The 23,983-nt window shown below is 56.1% G+C and carries 20 protein-coding genes; 17 read left to right on the forward strand and 3 right to left on the reverse strand.

The window, feature by feature from the left end:
- The 10 genes from recA to VF639_RS13535 form a co-directional block, all read left to right on the forward strand.
- Positions 1-961: recombinase RecA (gene recA, locus VF639_RS13490; RefSeq protein WP_331146438.1), on the forward strand; the 961-nt coding region annotated here is incomplete at its 5' end.
- 374 nt (positions 962-1,335) lie between these two features.
- Positions 1,336-2,028, forward strand: coding sequence for a DUF3108 domain-containing protein (locus VF639_RS13495; protein ID WP_473964821.1), 693 nt, complete (start codon positions 1,336-1,338; stop codon positions 2,026-2,028).
- A 184-nt stretch (positions 2,029-2,212) separates the two neighbouring features.
- Positions 2,213-2,911 (forward strand): response regulator transcription factor, encoded by a 699-nt coding sequence (locus tag VF639_RS13500; RefSeq protein ID WP_331146440.1) that lies wholly within the window; start codon positions 2,213-2,215, stop codon positions 2,909-2,911.
- A gap of 210 nt (positions 2,912-3,121) precedes the next feature.
- Entirely contained in the window at positions 3,122-4,234 is a 1,113-nt protein-coding gene (locus VF639_RS13505; protein ID WP_414654720.1) for a sensor histidine kinase, read from the forward strand.
- Positions 4,235-4,340: 106 nt separating this feature from the next.
- The gene (locus tag VF639_RS13510; RefSeq protein WP_331146442.1) at positions 4,341-5,054 is read left to right on the forward strand and encodes an RluA family pseudouridine synthase; all 714 of its coding nucleotides are present in this window, start codon (positions 4,341-4,343) and stop codon (positions 5,052-5,054) included.
- A 439-nt stretch (positions 5,055-5,493) separates the two neighbouring features.
- Positions 5,494-5,946: a 50S ribosomal protein L13 gene (rplM, locus tag VF639_RS13515; protein WP_243797408.1), complete on the forward strand. Its 453-nt coding sequence runs from the start codon at positions 5,494-5,496 to the stop codon at positions 5,944-5,946.
- Positions 5,947-5,986: 40 nt separating this feature from the next.
- A complete protein-coding gene (gene rpsI, locus VF639_RS13520; RefSeq protein WP_331146443.1) occupies positions 5,987-6,373 on the forward strand; it encodes a 30S ribosomal protein S9 in 387 nt (128 codons plus the stop codon).
- 18 nt (positions 6,374-6,391) lie between these two features.
- Entirely contained in the window at positions 6,392-7,159 is a 768-nt protein-coding gene (gene rpsB, locus VF639_RS13525; protein ID WP_331146444.1) for a 30S ribosomal protein S2, read from the forward strand.
- 161 nt (positions 7,160-7,320) lie between these two features.
- Positions 7,321-8,160, forward strand: coding sequence for a translation elongation factor Ts (gene tsf, locus VF639_RS13530; RefSeq protein ID WP_331146445.1), 840 nt, complete (start codon positions 7,321-7,323; stop codon positions 8,158-8,160).
- Positions 8,153-8,548 (forward strand): hypothetical protein, encoded by a 396-nt coding sequence (locus VF639_RS13535; protein ID WP_331146446.1) that lies wholly within the window; start codon positions 8,153-8,155, stop codon positions 8,546-8,548. The genes tsf and VF639_RS13535 overlap by 8 nt, the downstream gene beginning before the upstream one ends.
- 6 nt (positions 8,549-8,554) lie before the next feature.
- On the opposite strand, the gene VF639_RS13540 is transcribed toward VF639_RS13535, so the two are convergent.
- The gene (locus tag VF639_RS13540) at positions 8,555-9,610 is read right to left on the reverse strand and encodes a DUF3089 domain-containing protein (protein WP_331146447.1); all 1,056 of its coding nucleotides are present in this window, start codon (positions 9,608-9,610) and stop codon (positions 8,555-8,557) included.
- 564 nt (positions 9,611-10,174) lie between these two features.
- Between VF639_RS13540 and VF639_RS13545 the strand changes: the two genes are divergently transcribed.
- From VF639_RS13545 to VF639_RS13575, 7 genes are all read left to right on the forward strand, one after another.
- Positions 10,175-11,506, forward strand: coding sequence for a hypothetical protein (locus VF639_RS13545; RefSeq protein WP_331146448.1), 1,332 nt, complete (start codon positions 10,175-10,177; stop codon positions 11,504-11,506).
- 220 nt (positions 11,507-11,726) lie between these two features.
- Complete coding sequence (locus VF639_RS13550) at positions 11,727-12,182, forward strand: hypothetical protein (protein ID WP_331146449.1); 456 nt, start codon at positions 11,727-11,729, stop codon at positions 12,180-12,182.
- Between the two features lie 81 nt (positions 12,183-12,263).
- Positions 12,264-13,745: a hypothetical protein gene (locus VF639_RS13555; protein ID WP_331146450.1), complete on the forward strand. Its 1,482-nt coding sequence runs from the start codon at positions 12,264-12,266 to the stop codon at positions 13,743-13,745.
- Between the two features lie 226 nt (positions 13,746-13,971).
- The gene (locus tag VF639_RS13560; protein ID WP_331146451.1) at positions 13,972-17,529 is read left to right on the forward strand and encodes a hypothetical protein; all 3,558 of its coding nucleotides are present in this window, start codon (positions 13,972-13,974) and stop codon (positions 17,527-17,529) included.
- A complete protein-coding gene (locus tag VF639_RS13565; RefSeq protein WP_331146452.1) occupies positions 17,510-18,985 on the forward strand; it encodes a hypothetical protein in 1,476 nt (491 codons plus the stop codon). The genes VF639_RS13560 and VF639_RS13565 overlap by 20 nt, the downstream gene beginning before the upstream one ends.
- A gap of 239 nt (positions 18,986-19,224) precedes the next feature.
- Positions 19,225-20,670, forward strand: a complete 1,446-nt coding sequence (locus tag VF639_RS13570) for a hypothetical protein (protein WP_331146453.1) — start codon at positions 19,225-19,227, stop codon at positions 20,668-20,670.
- A gap of 176 nt (positions 20,671-20,846) precedes the next feature.
- Positions 20,847-21,512, forward strand: a complete 666-nt coding sequence (locus VF639_RS13575) for a hypothetical protein (RefSeq protein WP_331146454.1) — start codon at positions 20,847-20,849, stop codon at positions 21,510-21,512.
- Between the two features lie 132 nt (positions 21,513-21,644).
- On the opposite strand, the gene VF639_RS13580 is transcribed toward VF639_RS13575, so the two are convergent.
- Positions 21,645-23,105, reverse strand: coding sequence for an SHOCT domain-containing protein (locus tag VF639_RS13580; RefSeq protein ID WP_331146455.1), 1,461 nt, complete (start codon positions 23,103-23,105; stop codon positions 21,645-21,647).
- Between the two features lie 110 nt (positions 23,106-23,215).
- Positions 23,216-23,944 carry a hypothetical protein gene (locus VF639_RS13585; protein WP_331146456.1) on the reverse strand — a complete coding sequence of 243 codons (729 nt, stop codon included), beginning with the start codon at positions 23,942-23,944 and terminating at the stop codon, positions 23,216-23,218.
- Between the last annotated feature and the right edge of the window lie 39 nt (positions 23,945-23,983).

The raw sequence follows: 23,983 nt of genomic DNA on the forward strand, positions 1-23,983 counted from the left end.
CAAAGTTGGCGACATCCCGAGCATCAGCACCGGTTCGCTCTCGCTCGACATTGCCCTTGGCATTGGCGGCGTGCCCCGTGGCCGCGTGGTGGAAATCTACGGCCCGGAATCGTCGGGTAAGACTACCCTGACCATGCACATGATTGCCGAAGCGCAGAAGAAAGGCGGCATGGCCGCGTTCATCGACGCTGAGCACGCATTCGACAAATCCTACGCTGAGAAACTCGGCATCGACACGACCAACCTGCTCATCGCTCAGCCTGACAACGGCGAGCAAGCCCTTGAAATCGCCGACCAGCTGATTTCGTCGGGCGCGATTGACATCATCGTTATTGACTCCGTGGCTGCCCTCGTTCCGAAAGGCGAATTGGAAGGCGACATGGGTGACTCGAAAGTGGGCCTGCACGCTCGCCTCATGAGTCAGGCCCTGCGCAAGCTCACCGGCACCATCAACAAAACCGGCTGCTGCTGCATTTTCATCAACCAGCTGCGCGAGAAAATTGGTGTGATGTTTGGCTCGCCTGAAACCACCACCGGTGGTAACGCGCTGAAGTTCTACGCTTCGGTTCGCCTCGACATCCGCCGCATCGGCCAGATCAAAGAAGACAAAGACAACGTAACCGGTAACCGTACCAAGGTGAAGGTGGTGAAGAACAAAGTAGCGCCACCGTTCAAAGTGGTAGAGTTCGACATCATCTACGGTGAGGGCATCTCGAAAGTAGGCGAAATCCTTGACCTCGGTGTTGACATGGGCATCATTGCCAAGTCGGGCTCGTGGTTCTCGTACAACGGCGACCGGCTCGGTCAAGGCCGTGAGGGCGTAAAAACCATTCTGCAAGACAACCCTGAGCTGGCCGACAAAATCGAAGCTCAGATCCGGAACCTGGTAAAAGGTGAGCCTGAGGTTGCGCTAGCTGCCATTCCGGTGGATACCACCGTTGATGACGACGACACGCTGTAAAAGCTTTGTGTTAAGGTAAATTCAAGAGGTAAAAAGTCCCGCTGGTAATCCGGCGGGACTTTTTGTGTTATGTGCCTAAGCACCTAGCGTGCGGTTGCTTCGTAAGTACAACGAATGATTTCCAAGCTAAACGCAGTTGGTTGTAAGTCAACTGTTCCGGCCCCTGCACACATTGCCTTATATTTGCTGGCACCTCTTTTGAATGAGGCATCAGGAACCTGTTACTCCTGTTTTAAAACTCTATGAACCGCCGTTGGCTATTATCTATTCTTATCGTTCTGCCACTGGTGGGCTTGTTGGCTTTTCAGCCTTCAGGTGGTCTTCGCTCGATACCAAACACTAGCTTTACTAAAGGAGAGGTACTTCAATACAAAGTGCATTACGGCTTAATCAATGCGGCTGAAGCTACCATTGAAGTCGATAACGGCCTGCACCGCATCAACGAACGGGCTTGTTTTCGGGCAACGGTCACAGGCAAAACCACTGGTTCCTTCGATGTTTTCCTGCGTATTCGGGACACGTGGCGCAGCTACATCGATACCACCAGCATTGTGCCGCAGCGCTTCTTCCGCAACATCGAAGAAAACAATTACCGCCGCCGCGAAACCGTTGACTTCGACCACTTCAATGACATGGCGCAAATGGAGCGCCACGGCAAAGACAAAAACAAGATCAAACGAGGCACCTATAAAGTCCCTGATAATGTGCAGGATCTTGTCAGCGGTTTTTACTTCCTACGCACCCTCAATTATGACCAGCGTCGCATAGGAGAAGTAATTCGGGTGCAGGGCTTTTTCGACGAAGATGTCTTCTCGATGGATGTAGTATACAAAGGCCGCGAAACGGTCGAGACCAAAGCCGGCACCATCCGGGCCATCCGGCTAGTCCCCAAAATGCCTAGCAATAAGCTCTTCAAGGGAGAAAACGCTATATCCGTCTACCTCTCTGACGACCGAAACAAAATTCCGGTTCTGATTCAGGCCGAAATGTTTATGGGCGCCGTGAAGGTAGATATGTACAAATACCAAGGCTTGAAAAGCCGACTGAACATAGTGGCACACAACTAACAATTTAAAGGCGGCTCCAAATGGAGCCGCCTTCATTTTTAACCTTTGATGTGCGCTGATTAACCTGTTTTCCTGCTTCTGGTTCACAGTCGATTAGCGCATAACGAAAAGGTAACATGCCGGACGTAAGCGCGGCGGTACTTTTGTCTTTGCGCATTTCGTTTTACTTCAAACACCTCGCACCGTGCAAGCACCCGCTAATCCCAATGCGTACAAGATTCTGGTGGTCGATGATGACTCCGATATTGTGGAGCTACTCGAATACAACCTGCGCAAAGAAGGCTACTCTGTTGCTTCCGCTTCCGATGGTCGAAAGGCTCTGGAAATTGCCCCACAGTTCGCGCCGGACATCATTCTGCTCGACGTGATGATGCCCAACCTCGATGGTATTGCTACCTGCCGGCACCTGCGCGAACAACCTAAGTTCAAGGACACCTACATTATCTTCTTAACGGCGCGCGCCGAAGAGTTTTCGGAAGTAGCTGCCTTCGAGGCCGGCGCCGACGACTTCATTGCCAAGCCCATCAAACCCCGGGCCCTGCTCAGCCGCCTCGCCGCCTTCGTTCGCCGCGACCGGGACCCGCAGTCGGTGCAAGACACCATTGAAATCAATGGCCTTAAAATAGACCGCACTGGTTTTTCGGTGTATCAGGAAGGGCGCAAAATCACGCTGCCGAAGAAGGAATTTGAGCTGCTGGCTTTCCTGGCTGCTACTCCGCACAAGGTATTTGGGCGCGAAGAGTTGCTACAGAACATTTGGGGCAACGATGTATTTGTGCTGGCCCGCACCGTGGATGTGCACGTGCGCAAAGTGCGCGAGAAGGTAGGCGACCATCACATCCAAACCATTAAGGGAGTCGGCTACAAATTCAACACCGACTAACTGTTCAACAACATCTCGATCAAGTGTCGGCCTCTTTTGAGCAGTTGAGTGCTAGTGATGCTACTACGCTCTAAGTTCAAGGGAGGCCGTTTCGCGTCGGATAAGCGCACACAACCCTACTCTTAGCGGGTTTCTGTTAGCTGCCACGCACAGCTTATTATCATCTTTTCATCATCTATCTTTAACATTGAATTAACGGTTGTGCTTGGCTTGAACCTTTCATCGCGCATTATTGCCATCATTCTGTCGCTGCTTGTAGCAGTTGCCCTTACCACGCTCGCGTGGATAGGTCCGACTATGGAGCTGCGTGAGGGCGTTTTGGCCGCGGGCATCACAGTAGCCACCTGTTTCTTGCTGTTATACTTGATGTTTGAGGCGCTGATTTTCCGCGAAATCAACAGCATCTATTCCAGCCTGGAAAATGTGAAGCGTAAGGAGTTTCGGAAGTTGTCCAACAAGTTCTTGTTCCGGCCCGAGCCCCTCAAGCGCATGCGCGATGAGATTGTGGAAATGGCCGAGCGCAAGCAAAAAGAGATTGACGAACTGAAGCGCCTGCAAGCGCTGCGCCGTGAGTTTCTGGCCGACGTTTCGCACGAGCTAAAAACGCCCATTTTCGCGGCGCAAGGCTTTCTGCACACCATCCTCGACGACGACGAGGTGGATGATTTCACGCGCCAGCGGTTTCTACAAAAAGCCGCCAACAGCCTCGATGCGCTCGATACGCTGGTCCAGGACCTGGTTACCATCTCGCAGCTCGAAAAAGGCGTAGTCCGAATGCGCCGCCACAGCTTCGACTTAGTAACGCTGGTGCAGGAAATTTTCGAGCAACTGGAATTTAAAGCCGCGCACCGCAACGTACGCTTGGAGCTATTCCCGCCCACGCTACCCCAGACCGGTATGTGTGTGCTGGCCGACCGCAACCGCATCCGTCAAGTCCTGATCAACCTGATTGACAACGCTATCAAATACGGTCGTGAGAATGGTCATGTCACGGTGTCGTTACAAGAGAGTGGCAAAGCGGTGCGCATTGCGGTGCGCGACGATGGCACCGGCATCCCCAAGCAGCACCTGAATCGCATATTCGAGCGGTTCTACCGCATCGACAAAAGCCGCTCCCGCGACTCTGGCGGCTCTGGCTTAGGACTCGCCATTTCCAAGCACATCATAGAAGCGCACAAGTCCACTATTCGGGTGCGCAGCGAGGTAGGCCAAGGTACAACGCTTGAGTTCAAGCTGATAAAGCCGAAGAACGTCTTGCCTGAACGCAAGGAGAAAAACGAAGAGATGATCAGTGACATCACTGACCGGCAGGCAGAGGCCTAGGTAGCGCAAGGAAACGAGTAATGAGGTGCGACAAGAGGGCACCTTATTGCTTGCTCTTTTGTCAGGTATAACCCGTCGTCGCATTGCTTACCTTTGCGGCTTCCTTATGAAGCTACCCGATTTTCAAGACCTTGTTCTGTTCGAAGACGAAGACTACGTCGTCATCAACAAACCACCCTTTTTGGCCACGCTTGACGAGCGGTTTGGCGGCGCGCCTAACATTTTGCGCCTTGCCCGCGAGCAATACGACGACGTGCAAGCCTGCCACCGCCTCGACAAAGAAACCAGCGGCTCATTGGCCCTAGCCAAGAACCCGGCGGCTTACCGCAACCTGGCCATGCAGTTCGAGGACCGTAAAGTGCGCAAAATTTACCACGCCGCGGCTTGGGGTGCACATCAATACGAAGGCCTGCGTGTAGAGCGCAACATCGAAACGACCACCAAAGGCCGTGCCCGCCTCGCCTACAACGGTAAGCCCGCCGTCACGTTGGTACGCACGATGGAGGCATTTGCCCGCCACACGCTGCTCGAGTGCCAGCCAATTACGGGCCGTATGCACCAGATCCGCCTGCACCTGGCCTATCTGCAAGCGCCTATTATCGGTGACAAGATGTATGGCGGCGAAGACTTCTACCTTTCCTCTTTGAAGAAGAAATTCAACATGAAGGAGGGCGAGGAGGAGCAGCCTTTCATTAAACGTTTTGCGCTCCATGCCGCCAGCCTCACCTTTGCCAAAATGGATGGCGAAAATGTGACTATTGAAGCGCCTTACCCCAAGGATTTTCGGGTGCTGGTGGATACGCTCCGGCAGTATCAGTAGAAACTTACATTCTTTCTCACACGCAAGGCCCCTGGGGCCGCGTTGAGAAGTGGCTGCAATTGAATGCTCGCTGGCTGCCCCTAACCTATGATGGTTCAGGCAATCACTGCTGCCTGGATTTGGCTCCCGCTCCTAGTGGCACTAACGGCCAAGGCGTATGTGGCCTAATGAGGACACACGACCACTGCTGGCTAAATCCTTTACAAAGTGGATAACGCAGTACATAGAAGCTTTAGAGGCTGAAAAGTAAGGCTTCGATGAAGAATATGGCGGCGTGTTTCCTATAGATGAGTTGTAAGCACCAACAACTGCACGTGCTGTTTAACTCAAAATCAACTTTCTGCTCTTGTTAGTATGCGCAAGAAACAATACCTTTGTGTCCGTTTTTCCCGAACCTAGTTCGGTTTCATCTCATTTCCAAACGCTTACCTTCCTCCCAATGGATCATCTGAGCTTCAAGACGGTATCCGTCAACAAAGCCAACGCCGATAAGGCCTGGGTTGTGGTTGATGCCAGTGTTGCGCCCCTGGGCCGTCTGGCCAGCCAGATTGCCAACATGCTGCGTGGCAAGCACAAGCCATCGTTTACGCCCAATTCCGATTGCGGCGACAACGTTATCGTCATCAACGCCGACAATCTGCGGGTGACTGGCAAGAAACTGACCGACAAAATCTATGTAACCCACTCGGGTTATCCAGGTGGTCAGAAGCGCGTTAACCTGCGCGACAAAAAGGCCAAGAACTCGGCTAGCGTAATCGAGCACGCTGTGAAAGGCATGCTGCAAGGCAACCGCCTTGGCCGCGAGCAGTTCCGCAACCTGTACGTGTATGCCGGCAACGAGCACCCTCACCAAGCGCAGCAGCCACAAGCTGTTGAACTGAAAAACCTTTAAGCCGACTTAACGGCGTCTTTTTTCTTTAATCATTCACTTAATGGAAATCTCCAACACCTCTGGTAGAAGAAAAACCTCGGTGGCGCGCATTTACATGCAAGCCGGGCAAGGGAATATCACTATCAATGGCCGGGACATGAAGACTTACTTCGGTAACGAACTCCTGGAAAACATTGTGAACCAGCCGCTTGCTATCGTAGAGCAAGTTGGTCAGTACGACATCAAGGTAAACGTACACGGTGGCGGCATTTCGGCTCAGGCTGAAGCCATCCGTTTGGCCATCTCGAAAGCCCTCGTAGGGAACAGCGAAGAAGTTCGTCCGGCCCTGAAGAAGGAAGGCTTCATGACCCGCGACCCGCGCATGGTGGAACGCAAGAAATTTGGCAAGCGCAAAGCTCGTCGTTCGTTCCAGTTCTCGAAACGCTAATCCTAGAGGAAATTCATCATGGCTCAGTCCGCAACCTATAAAGAACTGCTTGACGCTGGTGCCCACTTTGGTCACCTCACGCGCAAGTGGGACCCTAAAATGGCCCCGTTCATCTTCATGGAGAAGAACGGCATCCACATCATCGACCTCAACAAAACCCTTGTTTCGTTGGATCAGGCCGCTAACGCCATCCGCAACATTGCAAAGAGCGGCCGCAAGGTGATGTTCGTTGCAACTAAGAAGCAAGCACAAGAAATCGTAACATCGGAGGCTACTCGCCTCAAGATGCCTTTCGTAACCGACCGGTGGTTGGGCGGTATGCTCACCAACTTCGCTACGGTACGCAAGTCGTTGAAGAAAATGAGCACCATCGACAAGATGGTGAAAGAGAACACCGCTTACGCCGCCCTCGCTAAGCGCGAACGTCTGATGATGTCGCGTGAGCGTGAGAAGCTGGAGCGTGTACTCGGCGGTATCGCCGACCTGAGCCGCCTCCCCGCTGCCCTGTTTGTGGTAGACGTGAAGCGCGAGCACATTGCCGTGAAAGAAGCCAAAAAGTTGGGCGTTCCAGTATTCGCTATCTGCGATACCAACTCCAACCCTGAATTGGTGGACTTCCCGATTCCAGCTAACGACGACGCCTCGAAGTCCATTCAGCTCATCGTGGGCGTGATTGGCAAGGCTATCGAAGAAGGTCTGTCGGAGCGCAAAGTCGACAAAGAAGATGCCGACAAGAAGCAGGCTGAAGACGAAGGCATCCAGGAAAAACTGACGGCCGACGAATAAATTTTGGAGGAGCTAGAAGCTAGGAGTTGGGAGTTAGAATCTGCGATGACGGCTACAGCCTATTCCAATCTAACTCCTAGCTCCTAGCTTCTTTCCGTACGGCTCCTCTCCCTCTAGTATTCATTCTAGCTCCTAGCTACAAACTCCTAGCTCCTTTAAAAATGGCAGCAATTACCGCCCAAGACGTGAACAAGCTGCGCGCCATGACCGGCGCCGGCATGATGGATTGCAAAAAAGCTCTGGTAGAAGCGGAAGGCGACTTCGAAGCTGCCCGCGACATTCTGCGCAAGCAGGGTCAGAAGATTGCTGACAAGCGCTCCGACAATGCTACCTCCGAAGGTCTGGTATTGGCCAGCGTAAACGCCGACGGCACCAACGGCAAATTGGTAGCGCTGGCTTGCGAAACCGAGCCGGTTTCCAAAGTGGCTGATTTCCGCAACCTCGTGCAGCAAATCCTGGACGCGGCCGTGCAGTCCAACGCGGCTACCAAGGAAGAGTTGCTGGCTGCTTCGCAGGAAGACGGCCGTAGCCTGCAAGACCACATCACCGACCTGATGGGCAAAATCGGCGAGAAGCTGGACGTAGTAGCCTACGCCAACATGACCGCCGAGAAAGTAGCTTCTTACATCCACTCCGACGGCAAGAAAGGCGTACTCGTAGGCCTGAAAAACGTGAACGGTGCTGACGTAGAAACTGTAGGCCGCGACGTGGCCATGCAAATCGTAGCCATGAAGCCTGTAGCCGTTGACAAAGACGGTGTAGATTCTGCTACCGTTGAGCGCGAAATCGAAATCGGCAAAGAGCAGGCACGTGCCGAAGGCAAGCCTGAAGCTATGCTCGAGAAGATTGCTCAAGGTAAGCTCAACAAGTTCTACAAAGAAAACACCCTGCTCAACCAGGAGTTCGTGAAAGACAACTCGGTAACTATCGCTCAGCTGCTCGACAAGACGTCGAAAGGCATGACGGTAACCGACTTCAAGCGCGTAGCTATTGGTGCTTAAGCTTCAAGATTGCTATATTCAAAAAGCCCTGCTGGCGTTATGCTGGCGGGGCTTTTTTGTTGCAAGAATTTTTGTGTATTTTAAAGCTATGCAACCACGTACCAAACGAGAAGCTGATTTCTCTTATTATCTAGCTTGGGGACTCGTATCATTTATTATGAACAGCTTTATTATAGGTTGTATAACATTAGATGACAGAACCCCACAATTAGATTTTATACTAAACCCAGCATTTTGTCTGGTCATTGGATTTGATGGTTTAGCTTCCGCTCTACTTATCTTCTATAAGAAAACAGATGCTGCTTTCGCTTTCCTAATAGGTGCTATTTTGAGCTTACCTGCATTGTATATTCTTGCTCTTCTTGGTAACAATGCACTGACACACTAACCGCTTCTACTGTCTCGCCTGCCGCTCATAGGCCCGCACCCGCGCCGCGGCGTTTTGCCGGATGTTCATGTAGAACAACGCGTAATCGACGAGGTGGAAGGAGTGGCTTAGCTCGGGGCGGCCAGGCAGCAGGAAGCGGGGGTAGCCGTAGGATTGCGGCCGGTGAATCCAGAGCAGGCCATTATGGGCTTTGGCATCCACTACGGCGGTGTCTACTTTGTTGAAGCTATAAGAAATGCCGCCGCGGTTGAGACTCGCTAGGGCCGTGGTGGTGTCGCAGGTCCAGGTGAGGGGATTGGTGACGGTGCTGTGTTGGTAGGGTGCATACTCCTGACCCCAATCTACTGTGTTCCAGGCCACGTAGCAGCCGGTTTGCGTGGAATCCGCACACGGACGAATTGCTTGGAGAGTGCTGTCGGGCACATTAAATCCAACCAAATAGGCAGCTACGAGCTGACGACGCAAGGCCGGATCGTGCTCGAAAAAGTCGCGTAGGAGTTGGGTGAGGTGGCGGGTGCCTTGGCTGTGCCCGGCCAGAATGATGGGGCGGCCTTGGTTGTAATGCGCGAGGTAGTACTGGAAAGCCGACTTTACATCCTCGTACGCCAGGTTGATGGCTTGGGTGCCATTATTGGTTTGCTCATCGAAAAACGAGAACAGGGTGGCCTGCCGGTAGCGCGGAGCATAGATGCGGGCGGTACCGTTGAAGACCGATGCTTGCCGGCGCATCGTGCTGAGGTCGGTGATGTGGTTGATTTGCTTGTTGCCAAGGTCGGCGTTCCAGCCTGCTCGCCCTAAGTAGGTGGTCGGGTGCACGAAGAATACGTCGGCGGGCGCCGTAGCTTGCTGGTCGTGCAAGCCGGAACGAGTGGGCACGACGTCGGCGGCATCGACGCGCGTGGGCAAGGCGGCCCAATTAGTTGGCTGCGCGTAGTCGGGAGCGGCGGGAACGGAATAGCTAGGAAACTCGCGGCTGGGCTTAATAACATTCATGCAGGAGCACAGCAACACAGGCAGCACTAGCATCAGCCGACGGACATAACTAGAAATAGCAGAAATCATAGAAAGCAGATAGTTCTACTGAGGGCGCTCGTGTGATACAGGAGCACGTTTCAAGTAGCGTTAAGTAAAAGTACGGCAGATGCTGCACGTAACCATCTGATATCAACCTCGAAATAACGAACCGATGAGATTTTTAAATGGAATTCTCTTACTTGCATAACCCCACTAGCGCTGATTTTTCGGGGCCTCTGACCTTGCAAGCTTTTATGATTATACGTAATCGGCAGGCTAAGACGTTTATCCCGCTTGATGTTCAGGCAAGATATGGACGCTGCTTTGTTTAAAGCAGGCAATTGGTTTGACTTGCACTTTCAGGTTAGCGCTAGACGCGGATGAGAACAAAGCAAAATATTTTCAATGTGCACGCCACAAAGCATATACGTTGCAGCTCCCTCCCAACCTGAACTGAGTGGCACGATATTGCCTTAATAATATCTGCTTTGCCAGTGCTTGCCTCATCTACCAATCAATTCTCTTGTTGAGATGCGTTGTCAGCTAAAGCACCGAATGAACGTATTAGCTAATCAGTGCTTTTCCTGTACCCTACTCTGCTTTCATTCTTTCATGGCCTCAACTAGTAAACGCCACCTATCTTCTTGGGCCTGCGGCTTGGCCTTGTTGTTAAGCGCCTGCGACGTACCGGGCGAGAAACGAGCTGCAAGCAAGGCCGCCGCTACCAGTGCTGCAACTCCCAAAACCGAAGAAGCAACCAGCAAAACCACCGGTCTGCGCCAGCTCAATGTATTTGTGGATATATCGGGTGGCATGCAGGGATTTGTGCGGGCCAACCGGCCGGGCGACCCGGGCAGCAAGTTTCAACGCACCGTTACAGCTTTGCTCTCCGACGTGCAGGGCCGAACTACACAGGGCACGACGGCTGGCTACTATTTTGTGAAAGAAGCCCCCGTGTTGCAACCTACCTCCTACGCTGAGCTCAGCCAGACCATAAGCCGGGGCATTGAAAATCCGGCAGCGGGCACCGAAATGCCCGATATGCTGCGCGAGGTGCTGAAGTTGCAGAAGCCTGGTACGGTGAGCATCATCATTTCTGATTTCATCTATGGCCCCAAGGACCCCACGCAAACGTGGCGCGTGCGCACAGATGTAAAAGATGCGCTAAGCACCGCGAATCCGGCAGAATTGGCCGTGTCGGTATTTGCGAATACGTCGGAGTTTCGGGGCAACTTCTACCCTGGCAACCGCACCAAGCGGCAGACACTGGCGGGGGCCAAGCTGCCCTACTACGTGTGGGTGCTCGGGCCGGCGCCGTTGGTGGCGCAGGTGAATCAGCAGCTGATGGGCCGGCTGGACCAGCAGCCGCAGGTGCATTTCAACGCCAAATACGAAGCGCCTACTTACGGTGTCGTGACGGGTTACCAGGGCAAAGGCGAATGGTATGCCGAGCCCGGACCACAAAGGGGCAAGGCCACGGGCGTATCGTTCACTTCTTTATCGGCGAAAGAGCCTGCGCAGTTTGTGGTGGGGTTTGATTTGAAACACCTCCCGCTGGCCGCCCAAAAAAGCTTTTCTGTGTCGCAACTGCGGCTGGAGCCGGGCAACACCGATGCCAAGCTGGTGAAAACGTGGGCGGCAGCCGGTGGCCCACCCGTACCGGCCGCGGGCCGGGCGTATACGCATTTCTCCCAAATCAGCGTTTCGAAGCTTCCCTCAACGGCCTCGCGCCAGAAGCCGCAAACGCTCCGGTTGGCGCTGTCGCCTACGCCTCCCACTTGGGCGGCCACCTATTCCACCTCCAACGACAGCAACATTGCCGGTCAAGGCCCCAAAACTTTTCTGCTGACTGAAGTGCTGGCGGGCGTAGCGGAAAGCTTCGGCGGCCAATCAGCTACCGGCCCTATGCTCTTTGACGTTCCGGTGGCCTTACGCCGCGATTAGGTTTTGCTAAGCCATGCAATGCAATAATCATAAAGAATAGAACGTCATGCTGAACTTACCGAAGCATCTCGCTCGAATCGTTGCCCAAGCACTAGGGTTTTATCACACTGGCGAGATACTACGGCTGCGCCTGCGCTCAGCATGACGTTCTTTAACTTTAGTTCGCTCTTCTTTCCCCTCCTACTCTCGTTTACTGCCTCTTCCTTTCTCCTCCAACTCTATGCTCCAATCGTTTTTCACTGCGCTTTATCAGGCCTTGTTGGGCAACCCGGACCCGTCCAGCCTTATTCCCGTGTACCGGCAAAGTATTTTTCCAGGGGTAGGCTTGACCACCTTCTTCGTGGCTTTGGGTATGGCCCTGCTTTTCTATGTGGTGCTGAACCGCGTGGTCACTACGTCCTTTTTCAAAACGCAGCATTGGGCCGTTATGCTCTTGCTGACGGCCGTATTAGGTGCCATCGTGGCTTGGCGGCTTGCTGTCGAATTTGTAGATGCGCAACTAGCCGAAACCGGCGAAGAGTTAGCCGTAGCGCAGGTTTCCACGCTGAAGCGCTACCTGTGGGGTTTCACGGCTACCAATACACTGGTAGCGGTTCTGTTTTTCATTCTGTGCTCTTTCGCGGTGAAAAGCCTTTCCGTGAGTGCCCGCACTACGCCGGTACGCTGGCCTAACTAAGTAGTGGCAGTACTTCTTTTCTGAACCATTGACGGCACGAAAACGGCACCTGAAGCCGCTTTTAGCCACTTCCTTTTACATATGGCAACGCTTTATATTTTCGGCATCGGTGGCACGGGCTCCCGGGTCATTCGCTCACTCACGATGCTACTGGCAGCGGGAGTTGAACTGCAAAATTGCAACCGAGTAGTTCCTATTATCATCGACCCGGATGCGCTGAATGGCGACAAGCAGCGCACCATTGAACTGCTAAAAACCTACCAGCGGCTGCGCCAGCAACTGCGGCCCGCGCCGGAAGCCGGACAGTTTTTCCACACCGAAATTGCTACGCTGGCTTCCATGGCAGCTACTTCGGGCCAGGAGCGCGACCCGCGGGTAAAGGAGACTTTCGAGTACAACTTCAGCGGCATGGACGAGCCGTTGCGCGACTACCTGCACTACAACTCGTTGCCCGTCGAAACCAAGCACCTCGTTGATTTGCTCTTCGACCCCAAAAGTTTGAACGAGCCGCTGACGGTCGGTTTCAAAGGCAGCCCCAACGTGGGCAGCGTAGTGTTGAACCAGTTGATGAACTCGCCGGAAATCGAGTTTTTCGCCAACGGCTTCGCTCCCGATGACCGGGTGTTTTTCATCTCGTCGATTTTCGGGGGCACGGGGGCGGCGGGCTTCCCGCTGCTGCTTAAGAACCTGCGCAACCCCAAGGGCAACTTGGCCAAGAAGCACCTGCTGAACACCGCCCCTATGGGTGCGCTGACGGTACTGCCTTACTTCGACCTGAAAAGCGACGAAACCAGCTCCATCGACTCCAACACTTTCATCACGAAGACTAAGGCGGCCCTGGCCTACTATCAGCGCAACCTGCCCGACCTGAACTCGCTCTACTACGTGGGCGACCAGGCGCAGAAGCAACAGGAAAACCGCGAAGGCGGCAACCAGCAGCGCAACGATGCCCATTTCGTGGAGCTAGTAGGCGCCCTATCGGTGCTGGACTTTATGCGCCAGCCAGCTGCTGTACTTCAAAATGACACCCATTTCTATGAGTACGGCCTGGAGCGCGACGACAAGGAAGTACGCTTCGAAAGCTTCGACCCCAACCAGACCCGGCCGTTGCTCGGCCCGGCCCTAACTCGATTCAAATTCTTCGCTACGTGGCTGGAGCACCACTTCCCGGAAACCGACGACGCGGTGTATGCCAAAAACATCAACCTGAAGAGTGCCTGGCAAACTGCCCCATTCTTTCGCGACCTGCGGCGCTTCCTCTTCGACTACAACTCGCCCGAAGGCCAGCCCATCAGCTTCAAATCGTGGCTGCGCGAGCTGCGCGACAATGCCCGCAACTTTGCGCCTTTCCGTCTCGATGAGGCCGATTTCGACAAGATGGTGTTGGGCCAGGAGGTGAAAAAAGGCTTTTTCAATTCCGACACCATCAGCCGCAGCTACGTGCGCGAGCGGCTCGACAAGCAACTGCGCAAAGTAACTGAAGCCGAGGCTCCCGGCGAGTTCGTCCGGGCCTTCAGCGAGGTGATGGAGGACGTGGTGGAAGCCAAAGTACCAGGGTTTTAATCAGACGCTGGTTCAGAACGTCATGCTGAGCTTGCCGAAGCATCTCGCTAGTGTGGTACATGTCATGCTGACGAGAGGAAGCATCTCTACCGCTTCGTTGCAGTAGCTCGATTCGTTAGATCGGTAAAAAAGGGGTTATCACTCTAGCTAGATGCTTCGCCTTCGCCTCCGGCTCCGCTCAGCATGACAGACGATTATATCAAACAGTAGAAACGAAACGCACTACATGAGTAATATCTTACAGCTGCTGGAGCGCGGCAATGCTAACCTGCGCGGCTGGCAGGAATCCAACCAACTAACGGCCCTAGAAGCCGAACGGATGCTAGACCCCGCCGGTGGCAACTCCCGCCGCACAGCTACGGCTATTCCGACGCCTTTTGGCCGGCTACACTTGCTGGAAACTGCTTTTAAATTCGTGAAACAGCAGCCACAAGGCCATTCATTGTACCACCGGCAGGTGTCGCAGTGTTGGGACTTGCTGGAGCTGCTGTTCTATAGCAAGCCCACCGACGAATACCAGCTACGCTTCGTGGCGTGGCATAAGCAGGAGCAGTTGCAACAGTTGCAAGGCAGCTCCGATTCCCGCGTAAAGCTGCTCGGCGACACGCTGGCGCTGTATCTGGCCGACGAGCATTTCCGCGAGGTAGACGCGCTATACCTAATTTTCGCTGACCAGCAGGATGCCAGTGGGCGCCGCACCACGCAGTTGCTCGGTGGTACTTCGCCTTTCACGCTGGTGTTCGTGCACCCCGAAGTACGGCCGTTGAACACGCAGCGCAAAGGCGGCAGCGGCTTCTATTTCGACAACGAAGTAGTGCCTCTGACAGCCCGCAAGGCTGATTTCCAGACCTACATCTTCGGCCTGTTCGAGGTAGAAAAGTCTCTGCGCAGCAAAGATTTCGCGGGCAGCGTGTACGACTTCCTGACGGCGCTGGACCGGAGCCGCATGAACGAGTTAGCGGAGCTAAACCAAACGGCGGCTTCCTTCAATCAGCCCTACGAGCCGCTGCGTGATGCGCAAGGCAACGCCGTGCAGATTCGGGGTGTGGAGCTGCGGCACTTGGCCGAAGCGCAGCAACCGATTAGCAGCGACTGGTTTGTGGCCGCTACAGTGCCACAGCTCGGCAAAACGCCGCTTGCCTTGCTGCCCGGCCTGGATTTGCGCCGCGGCAACTACTTCGGCGGCACGCCCGGCACCGATTCCACGGTCATCAAGTGGAGCTACGACGAGGAACTGGACAAGCGCCGGTTGGAAGGCTTGGGCGTGCAGTACCCCTTCCTGACGGTGAACGACTTGCTGGAAGACATGCTGGTGGAGGTTCCGTTCGCGGTGAACACCGAGCGGTTTCATTTCGGTACGGTGCTGCCGGAGCCGGGTACGCGCCTGGAAGACCGGCCGTTCCGGTTCCTGCTGCCGCTGAAGCGTCGTTACTTCGACTACTTCCGTCCCGAAGACTTGGACCGCTACCTGCGCCTCACCGTTTTCGACAACCATGTGCTGGTGCAACTCGCCATACCCGTCACGAGCGGGCGCGAGGTTATGTATGAGCGGCGCTACTATTACCGCCCCGGCCCCGGCTCCAGCGCCGACCAGACGGTGGCCGCCGTACCGAGCGACAACGCCAAGACGCCGTACAACGGCGGCCGGGTGAGTGCCCGCGTGAACGTAGGCGTGTTCCCGTTCTATAAATTCCCGAACATCGCGCAAGGTGGCGGCAGCAGCCACTACTACGTGCAGCTAGCCGACCAAAACGAGGGCGCTGACTTAGCACGCTTGCGCTTCTACGCGGGTCAGCAGGCGTTGGCTCCGGCGGGTGCGGGCAATCTGCGGGGCGTGCGCACGCACCAGCGCATGGGCCGCAACTCCCGCGGGCCAGCCAGCACCTACTACGAGGTAGTGGGCACGCATTTCGACTTCATGGAAGTGGAAACGCCAGCGGCTGACTTTGCGCGGCCGGGTCGGGCAGTGAGTGGCTTACTGGTGCCACGCTGGCAGACGGCCGTGGGTGGTTCGCAGCGGTTCACGTTTGCCGTGGACTTTGGCACTACCAACACGCATGTCGCTTTCGCGACGGCCGAGCGGGGCGAGCCGCAGCCGTTCAGCATCACCAAAGAGAAGGAGTTGCAAGTTGTTACGCTCAACAAGCCGCTTGCCACTGCCGACTACCAGTTGCCGGTTCGCTACGGCGTGGGCAGCTTAGGCACCATGCCGCTGGCCGATACCGTGCGCAACCGCGAGTTTGTGCCCGCCTTCATCGGTACCGATGGTGCTGATGTGGCGTTCCCAATTCGGACGGCTACGTGTGAGTCGCCGGCTTTTGTAGGCGAAGGCGACCCGATGCTGTTCGGCAGCATCAACATCGGCTTCCACCTCAGCCGCGACGGTTCCTTGTACAACCACCCGGAGGATGGACGTTATCAGACCAATCTCAAGTGGGATACGGAGGGCGCGCACCGTGCCGCCGGGGTGCAGCGCATTCGGGCGTACGTGCGAGAGTTACTGCTGCTCATTAAGCACAAAGTAGCCCTCAACGAAGGCGACGTGAGCCAGACGCAAGTGGTATGGTCGCGGCCGCTGAGCATGAAGAAGAGCGGGATTCGGGATTTCGAGGAAATCTGGCAGGAAGAATTTTCGCGCATCTTCGGGCAGGAAGCTGGTACGCGCCTAGCGCACATCAGCGAATCGTGGGCGCCGTACTTGTATCTGACCGACCCGCGTACCGACGGCGGCATTGTGCCGACCGGCGACGAGAACGTGGTGAACATCGACATTGGCGGTGGCACTACCGACGTACTGTTGCTGCGCGGTCGTCATCCGGAAGCTACTCTTTCGTTCCGCTTTGCCGGCGACGTGCTGTGGGGCGACGGGGCGGGCGGCGGGTCGCGGCAGCAAAATGGCTTGCTGTATTACTACGTGAGCCGCACGGCCAACAAGCCCATCAGCCAGGAAGCGTGGGCGGCCCGCGAGGTGGTGAAGGCCGCGCTGGAAAGCAAAGCCGGTTCGGCCGACGTAGTGAGCTTGCTTTTCGGGTTCGATAAGCAACTGGAATTCTCGAAAGAATTGCGCGGAGCTAAGCACTTGCGCGTGGTGCTGTTCCTACACTTCGCGGCGGTGGTGTACCACGTGGGCCAAGTGTGCAAGGCCCGCGGGCTGGACGTACCGCGCCATTTGTGCTTCAGCGGCAAAGGCAGCACCTACCTGCGCATGCTGGATTTGAACTCCAACCTGTCGGCGCTGACGGAACTGGCGAAGCTGGTGCTGCAATTTGCTTCCGGCCAAACCGCGCCGCGCGACTTCCGCCTCACGCTGGTAGGCCAGCCGAAAGAGGCTACCGCCAACGGTGCCGTGCTCTGGAAGATGAAGGACGGCAACCACCTCAACGACCCCAAAGAGTTCGTGCTGCCCGGCACGGTACCCGCCGATGTGGAACCCTTTGCCGCTCCAGTCCCAACCTCTACGCTGACGCTAGGCGAAGCCACCGCCCTTCGCGAAGACGTGTTGGCCAACGCCCGCCGCTTGGTGCGTTTCCTCACCCACGACTCGCAAGAAGTCCGCGACTTGCTCGACGATTTGAACGTGGAGATGAACTCGGATTTCGTGTACAACTTTCTGGATGGCCAGCTCAAAGACAGCCTAAACGCCGGTCTGAATTCCTTGCTCAACAACGGCGCGAAGCCGGACGACCGACTGCCTGAAACGCTGTTCTTCTTCCCCTTCCGCGACGCCCTGTTCCAATTGGGCCGCGAGCTATTCAAACGGAATTATGCCACGCAACCGCAGTAAGAGTCTGGCCGCCGGCCAATGGCTACGCGCCGCCGCGGTTACCGCCTCGCTGCTATCGGAGCCGGCGGTACTGGCCCAAACCAGCGGCAACGCGGCGGGAACCACCGAAGTGGTTCCCGCCAACGCCCGCGCCCAAATGTGGGCGGCCACCGCTCGGTTTGTTTACACCGATGACCCGGCCTTGCAGCCAATTCAGGCGGAGCTACTGCAGACCATTCAGGACAAGAGCATATCCGCGTTCAACCAAGGGGTAGATGCGGCGGTGGCCCTGGAAAAGCAGAAGCTTCGGGGGCAACAGCGGGTCCTGAAGTTTCGGGGCGTGGTGAGCACAATTCAGGATAAAGTCAACCCGAGTGACTACGGCGGGCTGGCTCAAGCCATCGTAGCGGAGTTGCAAAAGAACCCGGACCGTATGGCCGACCTGGAGCGCAAAAGTAGCCTCACGGCGCTGGCTAAGCAGCTCAACCAACTAGCTACAGGCACGGCTACTACGGCTGCCGAAGCGGCCGACACGGCCCCGACTATTGCCGACGTCACGGAGGTAGCGGCCACGCCGGTTCAGGATTCCGGGGCTGATCCGTATGCCGTACCCGAAGGACAGCAACAGCCCGAAGCACAAACTGATATTCCAAATCCAACCCCCGCTCCAATTATGCCCGCTCCCGCTACTTCCCCACTGCTCTGGGCTGCCTTGTTGATGTCGGGCCTGAGTTTGCTAGGCGTGCTGTATCTGTTGCTGACGCGCGGCAAATCCAGCGGGCGGCAACGTTCATCGTCGTATTCGCAAGACAGCAGTAGCTACGACAGTGACCCGAGCAGAACTTTAATTCAACGCCAGTCTCTCTCGCAAGACTCCCGCTTGAGCAATGCGCAACTTATGGAAGTGCGCGAAGTGGTGTACAAGGCCCTAACCGAAACTCGCTCGCCTTCGGCACCAGCAACATCAGCACCGCAGAAGGCGAAGCAAGCACCTAAGCCGCCTACTCGCCAAGCACAGCCCCAAGTGCCGGCAGCACCGGTAGCTCCTCCGCAGCCGGTAGCCTACACAAATTCAGAGCCTGAGCACAATGACGATTTATTTGCTGTAACACCACCAGCCGCCCCGGCTGCCGCGGAGCCAGCGGCCCCGCGGGTACACGTCGTCTACGCCAATCAGCAACCCATCAACGGCGCTTTCCTGCGCGATAACCTAGCCGATGCTCCCGCCTCTTACACCATTTTTGAAATTATGGTGGATGAGCGCACACCCGACCAAGGCACTTTCGTGGTGACGCGCAACGAAAGCGGCCACGGCGGCTATATCGGTAGCCATATGAGCATCTTGGAGCCGGCCTGCGTCTACAACTACCCCACCGGCCCGGTTTCACGCATCATCACCGAAACGCCCGGCACCGTGCAGCGCACCCCGTCCGGCGACTGGCGCATCAACCAGAAAGCCCGGATTTATTTCGCCTAAGTAGTCGTTCAGGCAGGGCCTCACCCCCGGTCCCCTCTCCCGTGGAGAGGGGGAGCCTGACGACGACTTACTTTATTCAACTGGAGTCAAAAGGCTATCAACTTTCACGGTCGAGGTAGTTCTTGAGGCGCGAGCCGAAAGGGCTACCTTCGTTTGGCTCCCCCTCTCCACGGGAGAGGGGGCCGGGGGGTGAGGCCCCGCCTAAACGACTACTTTCTCATGTTTTACTTTAAATTTCAATGGTAATTGCCCTGCTGGAACTGCTAGTAATTATAGGCATTCTGACGGTGCAGATAATGGCTTTCCGCCGTAGCCGCCTGGATATCGAGCGGCTGGCCACCCTGTTTCCGACGGCCGATCAGTTGCGTTTGCGCCGGGTGGCAGATTCCATCACTGGCCAGCAGGTAGACACGCTGGAAGCTCCCGCCGCCTCTCCCGACTTCAAAGATGTGCTGGTAGACACCAATTCCTACCTGCTCAAAAACAAGGGCACCGCCAGCTTCGATATTCTGCAAAACATTGCCGAGCGCCGGGCTGAGGCCCTGGATAACGAAGTGCAGCAAGGCACTTCCACTCCGCTCTATGTCGGTTTGATGGGCACGTTTTTGGGGGCCATTCTTGGCTTAGGCAGCCTGCTGCTAAGCGGCGGTAAGTTCGATGAGGCCGCCATTCAGTCGTTTTTGCAGGGCGTGGCTATTGCCATGGTGGGCAGCTTGCTCGGGCTGTTTTTCACGCAGTGGGCTGGCATGCTCTACCGCGCCGCGCACCGCCAGGCCGAAGAGCGTCAAAACGACTATTACACCTTCTTGCAGGTGGAACTGCTGCCTATTCTGCACTCCGATATGGCCAGTAGTTTGAGCAACCTCAAGTCGGTGCTCGACAGCTTCAACAAGGAATTTGTGGACAAAATCTACGAGTTCGGGCCGATTATCCACGCGCTGAACGAGAACATCAGCACGCAGAAGAACTTCCTGGAGGAATTGCAGAAAGTCGGTTACACCCAAATGGCTGATGCCAGCATTCGGGTGTTCGATAAGGTGGCGCAAAGCGCCCACCACTTCGAGAACTTCTTGGTGTACCAAGATAAATTAAATGCCACTATGATAGCCGGCAACGCGGTGGCCGACCGGGTTTCGGGCTTGCTCAACCGCCTCACCAACCTAGAAAAAGGGTTGAATGCCGTACCGGAGCTGGTTTCTCAGCACGATGGTACGGTGCGGGCGCAACTGCAGTTTTTCCAGCAGAACCAGGCCGAAATGGCGCGCATGGCCGGGCAGACGCAGCAGTTTTTCGATGAGCAATACCATCAGTTGGCCGATGTGATGCGTCGCCGGATGGGGCATTTCCAGAAGGAAGCCGACGAAGCCGCCAACCTCTGGCAGGACCACTTCAAGACCCTAAACCGCGACAATATCTACGAGAAGATCGTGCACTACATGGAGCCGTTCAAGAACCTGCACCATCAGCAGGCGCAGCTCAACGCGCAGCACGATTTGCTCAGCCAGTCCATCAACCGCACCCACGACCGGCTGATGCAGAAAATGGTCGACGATGCGGCCATCAACACGCAGCTTCTCCAGCAGATGAGCACCCTCAACACGCTGCTTGAAAAAGCCACTGCTAAAGGGCCAGTGGGCCGCATGATGGAAAAAGTGTTCGGGAGTCCGACGCCGCGCAAGAAGTAACGCGAAGTTTCACTTCGCGGGTCGTGTACCAGTACTTGTAATTTTCAGCTGTACAGTTAACTATCACCCTGCGAGTCGTTGCTGACGGCTCAGCCTGCTTTCTTACTCGCTACAAACACGCGTGCGGGCATCGTTCAACGCGCCGCGAAATGAAACTTCGCGCTACATTCTCTCCTATGAAGACGACCGGCCGCAACAACTTCTTCTGGCCAAGCTACGTGGACCTGATGACGGCGCTGTTTCTGGTGATGCTGGTTTTGTTTGTACTCAGCTACAAACGTTTTCAGGATCAGCAAAACAACAACGAGCAACTGATTGCCGAGCTACGCGTGCAGGTGCAGGAGAAGCGCAAGCTCGACGAAATAAAAGCTGCCCTCCAACGCTTGGAAAGCGACTATTTCACGTACAACCAGCGCTACAAACGCTACGAGCTAAACTTTCCCGTCACGTTTGCGCCCAAGAGCGATGCCCTGCCCGATATAGCCCGCACGCCCCTCACGCAAGCCGGCCGCTTCCTGCAACGCCAAATGCAGACCCTCAACAACGACGACAACGTGCAGTACCTCATCGTGGTAGAAGGCCGCGCCGCCAAAGACCTCCGCTACTCCGACGACGACCCGCGCAACCTCGACGGCCCGGCTGTTCGGCAGCTTAGCTACAACCGCGCCCTGGCTGTTATCCGCCTGTGGGAGTTAGCCGGCATTCATTTCCCCGCCAATCTAGAAGTAGTAGCCGCTGGCAGCGGCTTCCGCGGCACGGGCCGCTATACCGGCACCGAAGAAGGCAAAAACAAGCGCTTCATCATTCAGATTCAGCCGAAGATTGGCTCCTTGGGCAAATAGTGGAGGCGTGAGTTTTAATCACGGAGTTACTTCCCTATACAGGCACGACTACATAAGTACAGGAACGTTATGCTTCGGCAAGCACAGCATGACGTTCCTACTTAACTAACTGAAAATTAGAACTTGCTCAACCTATTCGGTAGCCGGGGTAGCACTAGGCGCCGGCGTTGCGGCAGGCGCATCGGAAAGGGTATTTTCCAGCAGGCGCTCTTGCTTCTGGTAGGTGATTTTATAGTCCGGGTTGAGGCGCAGGCGCATTTGAGCGCGGATATACTGGTTTTTCTGGAGAGACTGGCGGAAGCCGCGGCCTCGTTCGATGTAGGTCACTACGCGCGTGCCGTCGGCAGTGGGCGGACTTACGCGTAACGAGCCCGGCTCCACTTGAAATTGCGCATCTTTTAACTCAGAAAAGCGATTCTGATCCAGCCAATTACTGATTGCGGCCGGGGTGGTGTTGCGCAGAATCACGAACAACTCCACTTGTGGCGCAAAGTATTGCTCGGCGTTGAAAGGTGAAGCCTGAATATCGGCGTAGTAAGCGGCCAGCACATCACGCACCCGAGCAGTGGCCTCGTTGGCACTTTCAGCGGCCGAAGCGGTTTCAGTGGCGGCGGGCGCGGTGGTAGCTGGCGGTGCTTGGCTTGCTGCGGCGCCACTATTCACTGTCGCCACTGAATCGGTAGTGGTGGCGGTGGGCGGCACCACGGGAGCCACGCGCACGGTTTCGGGAGCTGCGGTAGGCGGCAGGTCTAGCTGCTCGGCTTGCGGGCCGGTTTCGGGCGCCACGGATACCGTATCGGCGGCGGTTTGGCTGATGCTGGTTAGGTGCTCGCTCGACCTTGACGAACCCGCAACCAGATACCAGATCAGTGCTACTAGCAGCAGCCCACCCCCAATAGCTAATATCAGCCCAAGCGGATTGCGCCGAGGCGGTTCCTCTACTTCATCGTCGGTTTCCACCGGCTCTGCTGTTCGCCTGGCCTGCGAATTGACTGGAGGAGTTGGCGGCACCGGCGGTACTACCGGCCGCACTGGCTCTACGGATACCGTCGTTTGGGTTCTCGGTGGCAAGAAATCAGGCGCCGCAGGGGGAGCTGGCGGATAGAACGGCGGCGTCTCGCGAGGAGGCGCAGGCGGCGTAGTGGGGCGAGGCGGGAAAAAATCAGGCGTCGCAGTTGGGGCAGCCGGCGGCAGCGTAGGCGGCGTGTAGGGAGCAACGTAAGGGGCGGGCTTCTCTTCGCGCACTGGTGCAGTTGGCGGCGGAGTCGGGGCGCCCGGCATTTGAGGCTGCTTGAAGAAGTCGAGCAACGGCGGCAGCTCTTCCGCCGGGCTAGCGGCCGGACTTGGCGTGGCGGGTGGCGTCGGGGCTGGCTCCGGGCGCGCTGGCTCGGCGGGCGCAACCGTGGCGGCGGGTGCCGTAAAGGTTGGGTTGAGCGGAACTGTCGGCAGGTCTGTGGGCGGAGTTGCCGGTGCCGTTGGCGCGGCCAGCAGCCGGCCCTTCAGCGTCTCGAATTCCTGCGGCGTAATGGTGCCCGCATCGAGCAGCTCCCGGAGCTGGCGCAGCGTATCGAGGGGTGAAGAACCTTTTTCCATGTCAATTATCAGTTTCCGGAAGTGAGTTGCCGGTTGTGAGTTGCGAGTTGTGAGTTGCTGGTTGTGAACTGCTAGAACGGACTGGCAACCGGCAACTCACAACCGGCAACTCACTTCCGGCCGAGGGTGGTGAGTCGGTCCTTGCGCCGCTGGAGCTTGGCCTTGCGTAGTTCCAGCTGCTGCCCATTGACAACGAGCTGCGTCGAATCCTGATTGGCTTTGAGCTTGTTGTCGATGTTTTGCTTCTTCAACGACTCAATCTTTTCCAGGTTGTTTTCCGTGTTTTTGGCCAGGTTTACCCGCTCTTTTTCCAGACGCTCTTTTTCTTTTTCAGTGTCGCGCAGCTCTTTCTCCGAAGCCTCAATCTGCTCCCGATACGCTTTGAGGCGGGCCGCGGTGGCAAAGTTCTGCGCCATAGTGCGCATAGCCGCAAATTCAGACGGCGTGCTTTCCGGACTGAAGTAGGTTTTGTCGTCGTAGCCCCCAAATACGGCCAGTTCCGTCACGCTATCCGACGGGGCCGCAACCATGGCATAAAGGTCAATAAGCTTGCCCGACACGCTGGAGGCGGGTACCTGCTTGGCGGCCAGCACGTCGCGCTTGCCCACGCCGAACGTGCCGTTGCCTTTGGGTTTGATATTGTACGTGTCCTTTAGCCAAGACTGCCAGAAATTGCGTGTCCATTCGGGCGTACCGTCTACCAGCACCTTCGCGGCGGCTCGCTCCTTCTTATCGTAGTTGACGCTGTTGTCGCGCACTTCGTACATCTGCGCGTTGGCGGAACGGCCAGCAAATACGCATACAAGCAGGCCAAGCAGAAAGGCTAGTTGGTTTTTCATGGAGGTTGGAAAGCAGTAAAACACTGAGAAAAGCTTGCT

Source organism: Hymenobacter sp. (assembly GCF_036387835.1).
GTDB lineage: Bacteria > Bacteroidota > Bacteroidia > Cytophagales > Hymenobacteraceae > Hymenobacter.

Bases quoted from the DNA above. Each gene is read 5' to 3' on its own strand.
- VF639_RS13510 (WP_331146442.1), top strand. From the start codon at position 4,341: ATGAAGCTACCCGATTTTCAAGACCTTGTTCTGTTCGAAGACGAAGAC.
- rplM (WP_243797408.1), top strand. From the start codon at position 5,494: ATGGATCATCTGAGCTTCAAGACGGTATCCGTCAACAAAGCCAACGCC.
- rpsI (WP_331146443.1), top strand. From the start codon at position 5,987: ATGGAAATCTCCAACACCTCTGGTAGAAGAAAAACCTCGGTGGCGCGC.
- rpsB (WP_331146444.1), top strand. From the start codon at position 6,392: ATGGCTCAGTCCGCAACCTATAAAGAACTGCTTGACGCTGGTGCCCAC.
- tsf (WP_331146445.1), top strand. From the start codon at position 7,321: ATGGCAGCAATTACCGCCCAAGACGTGAACAAGCTGCGCGCCATGACC.
- VF639_RS13540 (WP_331146447.1), bottom strand. From the start codon at position 9,610: ATGATTTCTGCTATTTCTAGTTATGTCCGTCGGCTGATGCTAGTGCTG.
- VF639_RS13545 (WP_331146448.1), top strand. From the start codon at position 10,175: ATGGCCTCAACTAGTAAACGCCACCTATCTTCTTGGGCCTGCGGCTTG.
- VF639_RS13550 (WP_331146449.1), top strand. From the start codon at position 11,727: ATGCTCCAATCGTTTTTCACTGCGCTTTATCAGGCCTTGTTGGGCAAC.
- VF639_RS13555 (WP_331146450.1), top strand. From the start codon at position 12,264: ATGGCAACGCTTTATATTTTCGGCATCGGTGGCACGGGCTCCCGGGTC.
- VF639_RS13560 (WP_331146451.1), top strand. From the start codon at position 13,972: ATGAGTAATATCTTACAGCTGCTGGAGCGCGGCAATGCTAACCTGCGC.
- VF639_RS13565 (WP_331146452.1), top strand. From the start codon at position 17,510: ATGCCACGCAACCGCAGTAAGAGTCTGGCCGCCGGCCAATGGCTACGC.
- VF639_RS13570 (WP_331146453.1), top strand. From the start codon at position 19,225: ATGGTAATTGCCCTGCTGGAACTGCTAGTAATTATAGGCATTCTGACG.
- VF639_RS13575 (WP_331146454.1), top strand. From the start codon at position 20,847: ATGAAGACGACCGGCCGCAACAACTTCTTCTGGCCAAGCTACGTGGAC.
- VF639_RS13580 (WP_331146455.1), bottom strand. From the start codon at position 23,105: ATGGAAAAAGGTTCTTCACCCCTCGATACGCTGCGCCAGCTCCGGGAG.
- VF639_RS13585 (WP_331146456.1), bottom strand. From the start codon at position 23,944: ATGAAAAACCAACTAGCCTTTCTGCTTGGCCTGCTTGTATGCGTATTT.